The organism is Pseudoalteromonas sp. SR41-7 (genome assembly GCF_014163935.1).
Taxonomy (GTDB): domain Bacteria; phylum Pseudomonadota; class Gammaproteobacteria; order Enterobacterales; family Alteromonadaceae; genus Pseudoalteromonas; species Pseudoalteromonas distincta.
Window position 1 is genome coordinate 50511 of the sequence record NZ_JACJEF010000016.1, and the last position, 15966, is coordinate 66476.

The following is a 15966-nucleotide window of genomic DNA, read 5'->3' on the forward strand; positions in this document are numbered from 1 at the left end:
AGCAACGAATGCTCTTTTTTGTATTAATTGAAAACTAATTAAATGTCTTTAGGTTTTTCTATGTAATAACCTTGAACGCCATCTAAACACAACGTTTCTATAATGTGTTTCTCTTCTTGGCTCTCAACGCCTTCAGCAAATACGCTAACACCAATGCGGTGGGCTAAATCGACCATTAAGCGCATAAAGTACTGATTATTTTTATCATCTTCTAGGCCGCGAGTATAACTTGCATCCATTTTAATAAAATCAGGTTTTAAATCGCGGAAAAACTTAAATGAAGTTAAGCCAACACCAAAACGTTCAACTGTAACGCGTGCGCCAACACGGTGAACCATGTCGATAAAGCGCTTACTAGCTTTGATGTTTTGCTGTAAACCAAACTCGCTTACCTCAAATACTAGTTTAGATGCAATATGCGTATCTTTCAATAATCGGCGCTCTAGCCAAATTACAAACTGATCGTTGTGTGCACTTGAGGCTGTTACGTTTAAACCAAAAAACTTTTCAGATAAATTACGGCTTTTAACTTTTTCAAGAGAAGAGTCGATGATCAGGCGATCAATTTCTATTGCCATATCAAGTTTTTCGGCCATTGCTAAAAAAGAAGCGGTAGGCAGTACTTGATTGTCTTCTGTTTTAAATCGAACTTGTACTTCAGCGTAGGCTTTTATGCTTTTACCAAGCGGCATAATGTTTTGCATCACTAAATGCACACGCTTAGATTCTATAACTTCCTTAATAACCTTACGCCAGTTTTGATTACCAAACCCCGCACTTACGTTATTAACTAAATCGGTTTCGCGTTGTACGTGCCATGCATTAACTTGCTTTGACTGCGCCATGCTCATCGCGTTATCAACAACAGAAAGCAGTTCGCCTAACGGTTTACCTTTTTCGTAACCTACAATACCCGTATTAGCTACCGAGCTTAACTCTTGGTTTTGTTGGTACTGCGTGAAGCGCGATTGCAGGTTTTCACCAAAGCGCTCAGCTTCTTTTAAAGGAATGTGGGGGAGTACTACCGCAAAATCAGAGCTGTTTAATCTAAATACTTGGCTACCCGTGTAAGTGCCGCTTATGTGCTTAATAATATCGGCAACGCCTTTAACGTACTCGTCACCTTTTTGATAACCACGGCTTTGGTTTATAGCTTGTAGTTCGCTACAACGAACCATAGCTAAAGAGCCAAATGTACTTTGCTCAGTGTTTTCAATATTTTTTTCGTAGTACTCAACAAACATATTACGATTACCAAGCGAGGTAATTACATCTTTGTACGCTTCATGCTTGATAGTCATAGCAGCGCTTTGTATGTCTTCGTTCTTGTTTTTTAAAAAATGTGATAACCGATTAAAGCTAGGTACTAAATCTTTTCCCATTTTTTTCAATCGAGTGCCATCTAATGCTGTTTCTAAATCATTATCAACTTGGTTTTGATTGATATAAATATCGATAATGTCAGCAACTGTTGTACTTATATTTTTATTTAAATGATAAAAAATAGATTTCATTAGAATTATTGGAATAATAACTAAAATGGCAGAAATCAAAATAACAATAAAAAGGGAAGTTTGTAGCTGCGATGCTAAATGCTCAATGTTAAGTACAAATTCAACTTTTATATCTGCGGCATCGTTTACAGCAAACTGTGGGCGTACAGAGTTAAAGTTAGAGAGTACAAAATCAGCAAACATTGGTAATTGAGTAGGGGGGTTAATGCTAAATACTTCAGCACCTTGGTAATCTCTTAGGGTAAAGCTTGAAAACGTATTACCATCTGCAATTGATTGTTTTAAATTTTGAGCAGAAATATCGTCTAAAGAAAGGTCATTAATATACTTAGTAACAGTTGTTTGTGCATTTTTTTGTGCATCACTTACCGCAGTATCAAAGCTTATAGATATGAAGTAGCTTCCTGCTGCAACACACAATAACCAAGAGATAATTTGTATAAAAATAAGTTTTTTAAATCCAGCCATGTTTTCAGTCTTTTAATAATCAAAAGGGAAGGAATCAAGTCCTTGATTAATAAACTAAGTACAGCGCATTAAAGAATTAAACTAATGCTTTAGTTATATAAGGAAGAGTAGTGGAAATAGCTTGGAATGTCTATGAAATTCTTAGAATTGGCTCCCCCTCCCCGACTCGAACGGGGGACCTGCGGATTAACAGTCCGTCGCTCTAACCAACTGAGCTAAGGGGGAACTAAAGTACTGATATTATTATGATGATTTGGCTCCCCCTCCCCGACTCGAACGGGGGACCTGCGGATTAACAGTCCGTCGCTCTAACCAACTGAGCTAAGGGGGAACTACATCATAAACATAAACTTGGCTCCCCCTCCCCGACTCGAACGGGGGACCTGCGGATTAACAGTCCGTCGCTCTAACCAACTGAGCTAAGGGGGAATCGTTTATGGTTGAAAAACTTGGCTCCCCCTCCCCGACTCGAACGGGGGACCTGCGGATTAACAGTCCGTCGCTCTAACCAACTGAGCTAAGGGGGAAGCGTCTTGCCTTTCAACGGGGCGAAATATTAATGACCGAGCCGCAAAGTGTCAACATATAAAAGTCATAAATTGAAAAAAGAGGTTTATTCGTTGTTTTTGTGTTCGATCTGCGTGATTTATAGCTCTATTAAAGCTGTTTTTTTAAGAATTTAAGAATACTAATGCGAGTTTTATTATTGTTGAGTCTTTAAATTGGTTAAATTAAACACGCCATTAAAGCCACTTGTAATTAAAAAACAACTCAAAAACATAAAATTTCATTTTTTACTTTGGGGTATTCTTCGTATTTATTTACTTTTTTATTTTAATTTTCTAAAAATATACCTGCACGAATAGTCATAAAAGTATTTTTCCCCTTAATAGTGATCCAATTTTTATCTATAAATTGAGCATTTATTATCTTCGCTCAAAAATAGAACAATCAATAACTTAACTTTGTATTAAACGTTTTTTATTTATTAACGTATAACTATGTTAAGAAGAAAAATCGGCAAGCTTGCGTTTTCAGTGTGAGTTTATAAAAATGCCACAATTAGCAAATCAACAATTGGTTGGACCTCAGCGAAAATTGCGAGTCTCTCAAGGCCTTTATAAATGCGGCTTTGAATGAGTTATCCACGGTTTCTGTGGATAACTCTGTTTATGAAACTTTAAGAACATCATCGGCACCAATGTTTTAGGGTGCTACAACGATTTCAAGCTTTTAAATCACTATTTTTTATTTATTGTAAAACAGTAGGTTATGTTTTGGTGGCTAATAGATGTAACTCCATGAATGAATTTTTTCGTAACGATAAACCAAGTAGTTGCTTTGTGTAAAAAAGCATCAGATAACACAGGGTGTTTGTAATAAAAGTTATAAAAATGTGTTTTAATTGTTTTTTGGCGTGTTTAGGCTCTATTTTAACAAAAAGATGTAAAAACCAAGTTTTACTATTTTTTAGAATATTTACTTACGTAATTACATCAATTGTAGTGATAAATCCGTGGCTTGAACTGTCTTGATGCTTTAAAATGATTCGTTCAGTAAAAGAGGCCTATTTATTTCATGCGCGCAATTTCAAAATCTCAGACTCGCCCAGATTTACTAAACGATCCTATCTTGCCTACATTAAAGACGATGACCATACCGATGATATTCGGCATGATCACACTAATGATGTTCAACATTGTAGACACCTTTTTTATAAGTTTACTTGGCACCGAACCATTAGCTGCCGTGAGCTTTACATTTCCAGTTACTTTTACCGTTATCAGCTTAGCAATAGGGCTGGGGATCGGTACATCAGCAGTAATAGCGAAAGCGCTCGGCAGTAATAAAATTGATGAAGCACGTTTTGATGCCAGTATTTCTTTAATGGTTGGTGTGGTTTTGGTTATTGTGTTGTCATCTGTTGGATATTTACTGATTGACCCCATATTTACTTTGCTAGGAGCGGGCGCGCAAGTATTGCCGTTAATACACGAATACATGAATGTATGGTTTATCGGTAGCGTATTTTTAATAACCCCAATGATTGGTAATTCGGTACTGCGTGCCAGTGGTGATACCAAAACGCCAAGTATAGTAATGGGCGGAGCCGGGCTGATAAACGCCGTACTTGACCCAATACTTATATTTGGCTTTGGGCCGGTACCCGCGTTAGGAATTCAAGGCGCTGCCATAGCAAGTGTTGTTGCATGGTCGGTCGCTGTGGTTATTATTTTATATATATTAGCGGTTAAAAAACGTTTGTTGAGTCTCAAAGCGGGCAAGCAAACTGTAACTGGCGCTATTCGTAAAATATTAAAAATTGGTTTACCTGCTGCAGGTGCAAACATGCTTACACCCGTTGCAATGGCTGTAATGACCGCCTTAGTAGCGCATCATGGGCCAGAAGCCGTGGCCGCATTTGGAGTAGGAAGCCGGATAGAATCTATTGCAAGTATATTAGTGCTTGCGCTATCGATGACATTACCGCCATTTGTGAGTCAAAACTTTGGGGCTGGCAAATTATGCCGTGTCAAAGAAGCGTATACCGGCACACTAAAATTTGTGATGGTATGGCAATTTGCCATTTACGTATTACTAATTGCATTTTCAGGTGTTATAAGCCAATTATTTGGTAAAGAACAAGCCGTAATAGATGTAATTAAGCTCTTTATTTATACCATCCCACTAAGCTATGGCTTACAAGGGGTGATCATATTATCAAACTCATCGTTTAATGCTTTACACAAACCAATGAACGCATTGGTACTAAGCGTTATTCGTTTATTCATATTTTATGTACCATTTGCTTATATCGGCAACGAAATAGCCGGATTATTAGGGTTATTTATAGGCGCTGCCATAGGTAATTTATTTACAGCAATAGTGGCATATAAATGGTTTATGAAAAAACTAGAAGCGCTGAGCGGCGAATCGTTACAGGAGTGCAATAATTGAGCGACCATTTTCAGTTAAAATCACATTTCAAACCAGCAGGCGATCAGCCTACCGCCATTAAACAGCTATGCGAAGGGTTAGAAGCGGGGCTTGCACACCAAACGTTATTAGGTGCCACCGGTACAGGTAAAACCTTTACCATGGCCAATATTATTAGCGATTTAAACCGTCCAACAATAATAATGGCGCACAATAAAACATTGGCTGCGCAGCTATACGGCGAGATGAAAGAGTTTTTTCCTAAAAACGCGGTTGAATACTTTGTATCGTATTACGATTACTACCAGCCAGAAGCCTATGTTGTATCTAGCGACACATTTATTGAAAAAGATGCTTCGATAAATGAGCACATAGAGCAAATGCGTTTAAGTGCGACCAAAGCATTGCTTGAGCGTCGCGACACCATTATTGTGGCATCGGTATCGGCTATTTATGGTTTGGGTGACCCTAAATCGTACATGAAAATGATGCTGCTTTTAAAAGTGGGCGAAAAAGTAGATCAACGCGACATGCTACGCCGCCTTGCTGAAATACAATATACCCGCAATGATATAGATTTTAGCCGAGGTACATACCGCGTACGTGGCGAAGTAGTTGATATATTCCCAGCAGAATCAGACACTTTTGCTGTACGTGTAGAAATGTTTGATGATGAAATAGAGCGCTTAAGTATTTTTGACCCGCTTACCGGTGCAATTGAAAAGCACATAGTGCGCGCTACTATTTATCCTAAAACGCACTATGTTACCCCGCGTGAAAAAATACTTGGCGCTATCGAAAAAATAAAAGAAGAACTAAAAGAGCGACGCGCCCAGTTACTCAGTGCAAACAAATTAGTAGAAGAGCAACGTGTAGCTCAGCGAACGCAATACGATATAGAAATGATGACCGAGCTTGGTTATTGCTCGGGTATAGAAAACTACAGCCGTTATTTATCGGGTCGTACACCAGGCGATCCGCCGCCAACATTGCTTGATTACCTACCTGATGACGCATTAATGATTATTGATGAATCGCATGTAACCGTATCGCAAATTGGTGCAATGTATAAAGGCGACAGAAGCCGTAAAGAAAACCTTGTTGAGTATGGTTTTAGAATGCCCTCAGCAATGGATAATAGGCCACTGCGTTTTGAAGAATTTGAAGCCATAGCACCACAAACTATTTATGTATCGGCAACGCCTGGCGACTTTGAGTTAGAGCGCTGCGCGGGCGAAATAGCAGAGCAAGTAATTCGCCCAACAGGGCTGCTCGACCCACTTATAGAAGTACGTCCTGTGGGCGATCAGGTTGATGATTTACTCTCAGAAATATACAAAAGTGTGGAGAAGGGCGAACGCGTACTGGTAACTACACTTACTAAACGTATGTCTGAGGATTTAACAGACTACCTAAGCGAGCATAATGTAAAAGTACGTTACTTACATTCAGACATTGATACCGTTGAGCGCGTAGAAATAATTCGTGACTTACGAGCAGGCGTGTTTGATGTGTTAGTGGGTATTAACTTACTGCGAGAAGGCCTTGATATGCCAGAAGTGGCACTTGTTGCCATACTTGATGCTGACAAAGAGGGTTTTTTACGCTCGGCTCGCTCGCTGATACAAACCATTGGCCGTGCTGCGCGTCACTTAGATGGCCGCGCTATTTTATATGGTGACAGAATTACAAAATCAATGGCAAAAGCCATGGACGAAACAGCACGCAGGCGCGAAATTCAGCATGCATACAACGTTGAGCACGGTATAGAGCCTCATGCTCTGGCTAAAAAAATACTTGATGTAATGGATGTAGGCGAGGAAGCGGCTCCTAAAGACAACCTTAAACTTATACGTAAAGAGTCTAAAAAGGTTCTTAGTGCGAAAGAAATTGCCGTGCAAATTAAGCAGCTTGAAACCAAAATGCATGCATACGCAAGCGACCTAGAATTTGAAAAAGCGGGCTCTGTTCGCGATGAAATACATGAACTACAACAACAGTTGATTAATTAAAAATGACAGCAAACTTTACACCTCTTATTACTGCGCTTGAAGACGCACCAATTTTAAAAAATGAACTGTGTCGTGTTTTTCATGGCCGAGGCCACAGTGTCGAAGCATTAAGCCATGTTAATTTAGACTTTTACCCGCCCAGTTTATTTTTGGTTTCGTACGATGAAATTGACGAGCAAACACTAAGCGAGCTCACCAATGTTGTGTGGCAGTGGGCACAAGAAAACCAGCCAGAGCTTATTACGTCACTTGTGTACCAGCAACGTGCTGGCGTACAAAGCCAAAACACCGTGGTTTATGGGCAATTACCTAACCCACATGTTGTAACCGAAAATGGCATTCGCTTTTTGGTTGATTTACAGAGCCGCCAAAATACCGGAATATTTCCCGATATGCGCAGCGGCCGTGAATTTGTAATGGCTAACAGCAAGCATGGCAAAGTGCTTAATTTGTTTTCATATACGTGTGGGTTTTCGCTTGCCGCCATGCAAGGCGGGGCAGATCATGTGATGAACATGGATATGAGCAAAGGCGTGCTTAAAGTCGGCAAGCAAAACCATCAGCTAAATGGTTTTGAGCGCGGCGTAAGTTTTTTACCTCACGATATTTTAAAATCGTTTGGAAAACTAAAAAAAGCAGCCCCGTTTGATTTAATAATAGTTGATCCGCCAAGCTTTCAAAAAGGCAGCTTTATATTAACTAAAGACTATCAAAAAGTGCTGCGCAGGTTACCAGAGCTACTTTGCGATACTACACAATTACTATTGTGTGCGAATAGCCCAGAGCTTAGCGAAGATGCGTTTAAAGCATTAATAAACGAGCACACCCAAGGTGCAGTTGAATTTGTTGAGCGCCTAGCCCCCACCGAGCGTTTTATTGAAGTAGACAGCGACAAAAGTTTAAAAGCGCTTGTCTATAAAACGTCACAAACACCTGCTTAAATGAAGCTCAGTAAACGCCTAACTGCCATTGATACATTAATTTCGCAGCATCACGATATTATTTGGGATTGTTGCTGCGACCATGGTTATTTAGGCATGGCGCTATTAAAACGCGCAGCTGCAAACCACGTTATTTTTGTAGATATAGTCGCCACTTTAATGGACGATTTAGAAGAGCAATTATCATCTATTAATAAATTACAAAAAACCTGTGATAAAAATCCGCAGTGGCAGGTCTTATGTCAGGATGTAGGCAAAATTGAAATTGCTCAAAGTAAAAGCCAAGTAGTTGTAATAGCAGGTGTTGGCGGTGAGCTGTTATTAAGTTTAGTACAACAAATTATTGCTAATAACGCAGTGGATCATTTAAATAATGTTCGGTTTATTTTATGCCCCGTGCATCACACTTATAAGTTGCGAGTGGGTTTAAAACAACTTGGTTTAGGGCTTATAAGTGAGCAAATAGTTTACGACAACAAACGCTTTTATGAAGTGATTGAAGTGAGCTTTAATACCAATAATGAGATTAGCCGTACCGGCAACAAAATGTGGGACTTTGCTAGTACAGAGCACACTATGTACCAACGGCAACTCATAAATCATTATAATAAAATGCTCAATAAAGATAAGCCATACTATCAAAAAGTTATAACAGACTATCAAGAACTCACCGATAGTTAAAAAAGCCCAAAAGTAGGGCGTACATGTGATCTAATTACGACATTGACGACGTAATGTGTTCATAGTTTATATCGCACAACGCGAGTTTATTTGGTTTATTTATGTCAGATAACAAGAGTCACATTAATCATTTGCTTAGCAATGAGCAAAAATGGCAACACAGTTACGAGCAACCTATTTCTTATGCACCCCTTGTGCAATTGGCTAATAGTAATTGGGTGGTGCCACAGCATTTTTTACGTTACAAGCACACGCTTGAAAGCGTTAACGAAGTACTTGAGAGTATTGAATTTTCGGCTCACTTTAGAGTGCTTGCTGCACAAAAAGGTGAAGAAATTTACCTGCAAGTAGCAGTGCTGAGCCCTGATAACTACCAAAAAAGCGCATCTACTAATGAAGCCAAAGCTAAAAAACTATTATTTGGCAGACGCTGGATTGTAGAGGAAAACCTACCTACTTCAGAACTTATCCAAACTGCATTTTTAGCGTTAAAAGTAGCGCGAGAACATGAAGTAAGAGAGCTTTTTCAGTTAATGCAAAGCGGCGCAACAAGCACGCCATTTAACAATCACCACGACTTACCTGTAATGGCGCAAAACCCTGAACTTGTTAAAAGCGAAACGGTTACAAGTAACTTTGATGAAGTGCTTAAACGTATTGTATTTGCAGGAAAAAGTATTGAGCTTAAAAGTCAGCAGCAAGTAGCCGAGCAACATTTATATACTGTTGAGCTGTTGTGTGAGGATTGCCAGCTTAGCGAGTTTAATAAAAAAACAATTTCGTTTTTAACAGCAGACTCATCCGCTAATAGTTTTTTACACGGCTTAATTGCGGCATTGGTGGCCACAAGTAATGACTACGTAAACGAGCAGTTCAAATACAAAGGTTTTGCCCGTTTTAGTAAGCACGTTGCAGTTGAACAAATAGGTAACCTAAGTATCGCTATGCGCTCGCCAAGTACCGTAGGGCTTTGCTCTATGGGTAAGCAACATGCTAATCAGTTAAACTTTGAGATAGACAGTGGGCGAGCACCACAGGGCTGCGGGCAAGCTATTGGTGGGTTTTTAGCTGCTCACGGCATTGAGCAGCCAGAAAATGCGCATTTATATCCAAATTACTTATAACAACTTAAAGTTTGTTAATTTCATCTTTAACGTTAAAGCTTGAATCAGTAACAATAGCCTCAAGTGTTTGTACACGCTCTTTTAATGCAAGCACTTGTGCGTTTGTTTCAGCTAGTTGTTTATGGGCATCGCTGTTGTTGTTTTGCATTTTATGCTTAAACTCAAGGTGCTTTTTATACATATCGTAAACTACTCCTGAGCCAACCGAAATTAGCACAATAAGTACAATCATCGTAGTTCCAGACATAACCTCATTCCTTATCATTTTATTATTCGTTTATGGTTAAAGTATAACCTTTAAGCGCTTTTGATAAAGCTGACAATTGTAACTTAATTTGTATACTTTATTTAATTCAGCTTTAAGCGTGTTCATCATTTATACACTTTAGATATTGTTTAATAGTCGTCTAATCTCCATATAATAAACATATTTTAAATAATACAGTGAGTTGCTATGTTAAATAATAAAATTCCACCGGTTATAGTGGTACTGTTTTTTGCAGGCATAATGGCGCTTATTGCGCATTACAGTGTTATTGATTTTACCGCCTTTATTACCTACTTAGCAGCAAGTTTGGTCATTATTGGGTGTGTTTTTTGTATTGCAGGGGTAGCGAGCTTTAAAATAGCAAACACCACAGTAAACCCAAATAAACCTGAGCAAGCATCAAAACTTATTACGAGCGGCATTTATAAAATTTCGCGTAACCCAATGTATGTGGGTTTTGCATTTATTTTAGCAGGGTGGGGTGTTTGGTTAAGTTCCTTGTGGGCGCTTTTATGTATTATCGGGTTTATTGCGTATTTAACGTTTTTTCAAATAATACCCGAGGAGCGTGCGCTCACTAAATTATTTGGTGAAGAGTTTACCGCCTATAAAGCGCGCGTAAAACGCTGGCTGTAATCAATACCATTGACTTAAAACCTGACAAACAAAAAAGGCTATCGATGATAGCCTTTTTTTGTTTGCAGCAATTGTATTACTAATTAATTGCGGCTTATTCGTATTCTAACGGGTCTGTAATGTTATTTAGTGCAAATGCTTCAAGGCGTTCTTGGCACGCGCCACATTTACCACAGGCCTTTTCACGGCCGTTATAACAGGTCCACGTTTGGCTGTAATCTAAACCCATTTCAATACCGTCGGTTAAAATACCAATTTTAGTATTATTTAAATACGGGCTAAAAATTTCTACCGCGTCGTAGTTAGCAATACGACACACATCATCCATTTTTTGCACAAATTCAGGACGGCAGTCAGGGTAAATAGCATGATCCCCAGAATGAGCGCCGTAATAAACTTGGCTAGCTTTAAGTGATACCGCGTAACCAACAGCAAGCGAGAGCAAAATCATATTACGATTAGGTACAATCGTACTTTTCATGCTTTCTTCTTCGTAATGGCCTTCAGGTACGTCAATATCATCAGTAAGTGATGAGCCACCAATAAGTTGGTTAATCGCCGAAATATCAACAATTTTATGTGGAACGTTTAATTTTTCACACACACTTGCCGCTACTTTAAGCTCTTTTACATGACGCTGACCATAGTCAAATGAAAGGGCATATACATCATGGCCTTGTTGCAGGGCTTTATTTAATACGGTAAATGAGTCCATACCGCCGGAATAAATAACAACTACTTTTTGCGTCATATCTGTTTTGCTCTTAGTTTTAATAGAGGTTTATATCAGGGCGCGATATACTACACGGCCGCAGCTTAAATAACAATTTTTGCACAGCGCTTTTTGGTTTTTTAATAGTAGCAATTTGGCTGCTAGGTAGTAAGTGAGATCTCTTTTGTACAAAATTAATGAAGTGTTTGAAACCATTCAAGGTGAAGCTAGCTTTACTGGCACACCCTCAATATTTTTACGTCTGCAAGGTTGCCCTGTAGGCTGCTCTTGGTGCGACACCAAGCAAACGTGGGATGTTGATAATGTATATAAAGTATCGCTGGATGAAACCGTAGAAAAAAAAGCCGACTCAGATCATTGGGCTAACGCCAGTGCAGAGCAAATTTTAGCTTTGTTTCAATCACGTGGTTACACCGCAAAGCATGTTGTAATTACTGGCGGCGAGCCATGCATGTTTGATTTAAATCCAGTATGTAACTTATTACATGAACACGGTTTTAGCACACAAATAGAAACCAGCGGCACGTTTGAAATACTCGCCCCAGAGCAAACATGGGTAACGGTATCGCCAAAAATCAATATGCGCGGCGGTTATGAAGTACTCACCAGCGCTATGAAGCGTGCCAATGAAATTAAACACCCCGTTGCCATGCAAAAGCATGTAGAAGAGTTAGAAGAATTATTTGCTAAAACAGGCGTTAACCCTAAGCTTGTTTATTTGCAGCCAATTAGCCAAAAAGTATCAGCAACAAAATTAGCAATCGACACCTGTATTGCCAAAAACTGGCGCCTATCAATACAAGTACATAAGTATTTAGGAATTAGTTAAAGCCAGCTTAAAGTTATATTACGTATGTTGGGTAGAGCGAAGCTAAACCCAACAAATCTCCACTTCCGCACCATTTTCTAATAACGTTTTATAATATTTAAATACGTAGGTCGGATAAGCGAAGTACCATCCGACAACCCTAAAACTCATATCTTCTTCGCTAATAGCCATAACTAGTTTACTATGCGCGACTTAAAAATATTCTACTACTTACCACTAGGCTTATATGTCCGCAAACGCGCTTTACACCGACCTTTCTGATTACTACGACTTAATGTGTGCAGATATTAATTATCAAGCCCAAAGCAATTCTATTCACAGGCTGCACCAAATTTTTGGTAATGGCGCAAACACCCATCTCGATTTAGCATGTGGCACCGGCCCGCATGTACGCCACTTTATTGATAACGGTTATAAAAGTAGTGGGCTTGATTTAAACCAGCCAATGCTAGATAAAGCAAAAACTCGCTGCCCAGAAGCGCAATTTTCGTTGCAAAACATGAGTGAATTTAAGGTAACCGAGCACTTGGATTTAATTACCTGCTTTTTGTATTCAATCCATTACTGCGACGGCATTAATAAGTTAAAAGAATGCCTTGCCAGCGTACACAGCGCATTAAACGTAGGTGGAATATTTTGTTTTAACACGGTTGATAAAAACAAAATCGACAGCGATTCATTTGTAGAGCACACAGCAACAAGCGAAAATAGCTTCTTCACATTTCGTTCTGGCTGGCACTATAGTGGCAGCGGCAGTAAACAGTTATTAAAACTCAGCATAGAAAAAACCACCGCAGACAAAACACTCGTATGGCACGACGAGCACCCAATGGTCGCTTTTAGTTACACCGAGCTTAAAGAAGCCTTAAAACCGTACTTCGAAATTCACATATTTGAACATGACTACGACAAAATAACCCCATGGGCACAGCGCTCAGGCAACGCCATTTTTGTCTGCGTAAAAATTTAAGTTAAACACGTACGTTGGGTAGAGCGTAGCGAAACCCAACGAGCTCCATACCCACGGCCAATACCCACACCCAATAACCCCGCATTATATATTTGAAAACGTAGGTCGGATAAGCGAAGCGCCATCCGACACAGTAGCTTGTTTAAGTTTCGGCGAATATAAACAGCTAATTAATTATGATGTATGAAGTCAAGATTTGACCCCTATGGCTGTTATTGACTGCCTATTTATCCCTCCCTCGATCATGCTTTCACTTAACAAAAATTCTTAATAACTAGCATAAAAAAAGCGTTGCCCTTGAACAACGCTTTTCTGTATTTATCTAATAGCTGGTAGCTAACTTACTGTGCCGCTACTTATTCTGCAGCTAAATAGTCCAAAACTACTTGATGGTGATCTTTGGTTTTAAACTTATCAAATAGGTGTTTAATTTTACCGTCTTGGCCTACTAAAAACGTTAGGCGATGAATACCATCGTACTCTTTTCCCATAAATTTTTTGTAGCCCCATACACCAAATGCTTCAGCAATGGCGTGGTCTTCATCGGCTAATAGGTCAAAATTAAGCTCTTTTTTAGTTTCAAAGTTTTTAAGGCGCTTAATTGGATCTGGGCTAATACCTACAACGCGGGTGTTAAATTTAGCAAGCTGTGCTTGCTCATCGCGGAGGTTTTCGGCTTGTACAGTACAACCCGGCGTTGACGCTTTAGGGTAAAAGTACACAAGCACTTGTTGCTCTTTTAACAGCTCGCTTAATGTTACTGTTTCGTCGTTTTGGTTTTGTAGGCTAAAAGCGGGTGCAGTATTGCCAGCTTGTAATGGACTAATTGTGTTCATGTTTAGCATCCTTAACGAATTCGTTTAAAAATATAATCTACGTTTAGTGTGTGAGAAAGGCTCTCAAAACTAATTTTAAATTGATCTATATCTACATCAACAGGTATGTTGAATTCAAGTTCACAACGCATTTTTATGTTGTCTTCTTGGGAATAAGTGTCTGACTTAAGTGAGCAAATACTAATATTATTGTCGGCAAAAAAGCGCGTTACTTTGCTCAATGTGCCAGGGGTGTCTATGCCTGTGTATTCTAGTGTGTAACCTGCACAAAACTCGCTAGGAGTATGACTTGCTGTACGCTTCATCATGGTTAGCAGGCCAAGTTCCATGGCTTTAGTGGGCAGTACGTGCTCTATGCGGCTTATTGCCGACATGTCGCCGCTAAGTAGCATTATGAAGGTAAATTCGCAGCCTAAAATAGCAATACGGCTGTCAATAATGTTGCAGTGGCAATCGCTAACCAGTTGAGTTAGTTCACTTACTATACCGGGTCTGTCTTCGCCAATCGCTGTTAAAACAATTTGATGATTTGAAAATGCAGTCATGAGTTCAAATACCTTGTTACTTGGATTATATCAACCGAGTTGGCAACACCAAAAATACACACGAGAAGTTGCACGGCGGCGAAGTTTAACACAAAAAGGGCTCTAAACTACAGCACACGCTAATTAAGCGCTTTTAAAGTGCGGTGTTTCTTGTTTTTACTGGCACGGGAAAGTACCATAGCTAAAATTTGCTTATTTGCGCTTAGTTGCTTACTAAGTTGAAGTGCTGAACTTTATTGCATTTAGGCAGCCAAATAATAAATGTAAAGTTAATATTGATTTTACACTGAACCAAATCGGTATTACCCACTCATATATTTGTTAAAACAATTAAAGGGTATGCTAAGGAGAAATATCTGTGCAGTATTGGATCCCAAAAGCACTTGCAGTAAGTGTATTGGTAAGTTTATCAGGGTGTAGTGTATTTATTAATAAGGCACATGACGAGCGTAATTATCGTACGCATGAGCCTGTAAAAGCACCAGCGTCGTTATCTCAACCAGCTCAAGACCCAGTTTATAAAATGGATGTAGGTCAATACGACAATAATCCTGAAGCTACAAATTACCGCCCACCGGCACAAGTATTAACAATTGCGAAAGGCAGTTGGGTAGAAGAGACAGATAAACAGGCGCGTATTTATTTTGATAAAAATGATGGCATTGCTGATTTAGATGAGTTTCTTTGGGATACGATTAAATCTGTCCTAGCTGATAATAATGCAGGAACTACTAAAGAAGATAAGCTACTTGGTATTATTGAAACTGATTGGTACTCAATCATTAAAACCGAAGAAGGTTTTTGGTGGTGGGGCGATGAAGTTAACGATGATTTAGAGAAGTTTAGATTCACTATTGAAGAAAAGTCACATCAACGCACTGCGTCTTTACGTGTAGAGCTGATTGATTTTAAAGGTGATAAAACGCTAACAGACTTACTCAAGCAGCAGCTAGAAGTACGTGCGCTTAACCAAGTAGTGAGCGAGTTTGATTACCGTTACCGTCAACTTGAAGTTGATATGCGTAAACGCCAAGGTATTATTTCTCTTGAAATGGGCTTTGATAATAAAGGTAATGCAGCACTTGTAACTGAGCAATCTTACGACGCTGTGTTTGACCGTTTCTCTGGGTTTTTAGAGCGCTTGTCGTTCTCTATTGTTGAAATTAACCCAGATACGGGCTTAATTACTGCAGATTATACTAAACCAGAAACAAGCGTTTGGGATTCAATTTGGGGTGATGACGTAGCTCAACTACCTATTGATGAAGGCCAATACCAAATTTTAGTAAGTAAAACAAAAGAAGGCGGTACTAGCTTAACGTGGATGGATGATAAAGGCGAAACGCTTGAGCCAGGTACTATGAATGGTTTACAACAAGCATTAGAAGCAGCACTCATTCAGCGCGGCATTAAAATTTAAATAATAATAAGTTTTACCACAAAAAGAGCGCTATGCTCTTTTTGTGGTTTTT

The 15966-nt window shown here is 39.3% G+C and carries 14 protein-coding genes and 4 tRNA genes; 9 read left to right on the top strand and 9 right to left on the bottom strand.

Features of this window, described 5'->3' with window-relative positions; translation table 11 throughout:
- Window positions 1–38: 38 nt before the first annotated feature.
- The 5 genes from H5092_RS17260 to H5092_RS17280 all read right to left on the bottom strand — a co-directional run bounded on the left by H5092_RS17260 (window position 39) and on the right by H5092_RS17280 (window position 2509).
- Window positions 39–1982, bottom strand: coding sequence for an EAL domain-containing protein (locus tag H5092_RS17260; RefSeq protein ID WP_182696126.1), 1944 nt, complete (start codon window positions 1980–1982; stop codon window positions 39–41).
- 148 nt (window positions 1983–2130) lie between these two features.
- A tRNA-Asn gene (locus H5092_RS17265) sits at window positions 2131–2207 on the bottom strand.
- Window positions 2208–2236: 29 nt separating this feature from the next.
- Window positions 2237–2313 (bottom strand) — tRNA-Asn (locus H5092_RS17270).
- Between the two features lie 21 nt (window positions 2314–2334).
- Window positions 2335–2411, bottom strand: a tRNA-Asn gene (locus tag H5092_RS17275).
- A 21-nt stretch (window positions 2412–2432) separates the two neighbouring features.
- Window positions 2433–2509, bottom strand: a tRNA-Asn gene (locus H5092_RS17280).
- Window positions 2510–3560: 1051 nt separating this feature from the next.
- Between H5092_RS17280 and H5092_RS17285 the strand changes: the two genes are divergently transcribed.
- The 5 genes from H5092_RS17285 (at window position 3561) to H5092_RS17305 (ending at window position 9677) form a co-directional block, all read left to right on the top strand.
- Window positions 3561–4940 carry an MATE family efflux transporter gene (locus H5092_RS17285; protein ID WP_138489356.1) on the top strand — a complete coding sequence of 460 codons (1380 nt, stop codon included), beginning with the start codon at window positions 3561–3563 and terminating at the stop codon, window positions 4938–4940.
- Complete coding sequence (uvrB, locus tag H5092_RS17290) at window positions 4937–6931, top strand: excinuclease ABC subunit UvrB (RefSeq protein ID WP_039487290.1); 1995 nt, start codon at window positions 4937–4939, stop codon at window positions 6929–6931. Before H5092_RS17285 ends, uvrB begins: the two co-directional genes overlap by 4 nt.
- Before the next feature lie 2 nt (window positions 6932–6933).
- Window positions 6934–7872, top strand: a complete 939-nt coding sequence (locus H5092_RS17295) for a class I SAM-dependent methyltransferase (RefSeq protein ID WP_182716761.1) — start codon at window positions 6934–6936, stop codon at window positions 7870–7872.
- Window positions 7873–8553, top strand: coding sequence for a tRNA (adenine(22)-N(1))-methyltransferase TrmK (locus tag H5092_RS17300; RefSeq protein WP_182734222.1), 681 nt, complete (start codon window positions 7873–7875; stop codon window positions 8551–8553). It abuts the gene before it with no gap.
- Between the two features lie 101 nt (window positions 8554–8654).
- A complete protein-coding gene (locus H5092_RS17305; protein WP_182716759.1) occupies window positions 8655–9677 on the top strand; it encodes a hypothetical protein in 1023 nt (340 codons plus the stop codon).
- A 4-nt stretch (window positions 9678–9681) separates the two neighbouring features.
- Here the strand turns inward: H5092_RS17305 and H5092_RS17310 are convergent, their stop codons facing one another.
- On the bottom strand, window positions 9682–9924 hold the full coding sequence (locus H5092_RS17310) for a hypothetical protein (RefSeq protein WP_010553668.1): 243 nt from the start codon (window positions 9922–9924) through the stop codon (window positions 9682–9684).
- A gap of 207 nt (window positions 9925–10131) precedes the next feature.
- Between H5092_RS17310 and H5092_RS17315 the strand changes: the two genes are divergently transcribed.
- Window positions 10132–10581, top strand: a complete 450-nt coding sequence (locus H5092_RS17315) for an isoprenylcysteine carboxylmethyltransferase family protein (RefSeq protein ID WP_007378935.1) — start codon at window positions 10132–10134, stop codon at window positions 10579–10581.
- Window positions 10582–10675: 94 nt separating this feature from the next.
- Here the strand turns inward: H5092_RS17315 and queC are convergent, their stop codons facing one another.
- Window positions 10676–11332: a 7-cyano-7-deazaguanine synthase QueC gene (gene queC, locus H5092_RS17320; RefSeq protein WP_002960416.1), complete on the bottom strand. Its 657-nt coding sequence runs from the start codon at window positions 11330–11332 to the stop codon at window positions 10676–10678.
- Window positions 11333–11477: 145 nt separating this feature from the next.
- Between queC and queE the strand changes: the two genes are divergently transcribed.
- Window positions 11478–12143, top strand: a complete 666-nt coding sequence (gene queE / locus H5092_RS17325; protein ID WP_024591014.1) for a 7-carboxy-7-deazaguanine synthase QueE — start codon at window positions 11478–11480, stop codon at window positions 12141–12143.
- Between the two features lie 226 nt (window positions 12144–12369).
- Window positions 12370–13113, top strand: a complete 744-nt coding sequence (locus H5092_RS17330) for a class I SAM-dependent methyltransferase (protein WP_182716758.1) — start codon at window positions 12370–12372, stop codon at window positions 13111–13113.
- Between the two features lie 356 nt (window positions 13114–13469).
- Here H5092_RS17330 and bcp read toward each other — a convergent pair whose 3' ends face one another.
- Window positions 13470–13949: a thioredoxin-dependent thiol peroxidase gene (gene bcp / locus H5092_RS17335; RefSeq protein ID WP_182734224.1), complete on the bottom strand. Its 480-nt coding sequence runs from the start codon at window positions 13947–13949 to the stop codon at window positions 13470–13472.
- An 11-nt stretch (window positions 13950–13960) separates the two neighbouring features.
- The gene (locus H5092_RS17340; protein WP_007583906.1) at window positions 13961–14494 is read right to left on the bottom strand and encodes a glycine cleavage system protein R; all 534 of its coding nucleotides are present in this window, start codon (window positions 14492–14494) and stop codon (window positions 13961–13963) included.
- A gap of 358 nt (window positions 14495–14852) precedes the next feature.
- Here H5092_RS17340 and bamC point away from each other — a divergent pair, with 358 nt between their 5' ends.
- Complete coding sequence (gene bamC / locus H5092_RS17345; protein ID WP_039487313.1) at window positions 14853–15914, top strand: outer membrane protein assembly factor BamC; 1062 nt, start codon at window positions 14853–14855, stop codon at window positions 15912–15914.
- The last annotated feature ends 52 nt before the right edge of the window (window positions 15915–15966 follow it).

What these genes read in the sequence shown, in the direction of transcription:
- H5092_RS17330 (WP_182716758.1), top strand. Translation starts at nt 12,370, where the DNA reads ATGTCCGCAAACGCGCTTTACACCGACCTTTCTGATTACTACGACTTA.
- H5092_RS17305 (WP_182716759.1), top strand. Translation starts at nt 8,655, where the DNA reads ATGTCAGATAACAAGAGTCACATTAATCATTTGCTTAGCAATGAGCAA.
- bcp (WP_182734224.1), bottom strand. Translation starts at nt 13,949, where the DNA reads ATGAACACAATTAGTCCATTACAAGCTGGCAATACTGCACCCGCTTTT.
- H5092_RS17300 (WP_182734222.1), top strand. Translation starts at nt 7,873, where the DNA reads ATGAAGCTCAGTAAACGCCTAACTGCCATTGATACATTAATTTCGCAG.
- H5092_RS17315 (WP_007378935.1), top strand. Translation starts at nt 10,132, where the DNA reads ATGTTAAATAATAAAATTCCACCGGTTATAGTGGTACTGTTTTTTGCA.
- queC (WP_002960416.1), bottom strand. Translation starts at nt 11,332, where the DNA reads ATGACGCAAAAAGTAGTTGTTATTTATTCCGGCGGTATGGACTCATTT.
- H5092_RS17310 (WP_010553668.1), bottom strand. Translation starts at nt 9,924, where the DNA reads ATGTCTGGAACTACGATGATTGTACTTATTGTGCTAATTTCGGTTGGC.
- H5092_RS17260 (WP_182696126.1), bottom strand. Translation starts at nt 1,982, where the DNA reads ATGGCTGGATTTAAAAAACTTATTTTTATACAAATTATCTCTTGGTTA.
- H5092_RS17340 (WP_007583906.1), bottom strand. Translation starts at nt 14,494, where the DNA reads ATGACTGCATTTTCAAATCATCAAATTGTTTTAACAGCGATTGGCGAA.
- H5092_RS17295 (WP_182716761.1), top strand. Translation starts at nt 6,934, where the DNA reads ATGACAGCAAACTTTACACCTCTTATTACTGCGCTTGAAGACGCACCA.
- H5092_RS17285 (WP_138489356.1), top strand. Translation starts at nt 3,561, where the DNA reads ATGCGCGCAATTTCAAAATCTCAGACTCGCCCAGATTTACTAAACGAT.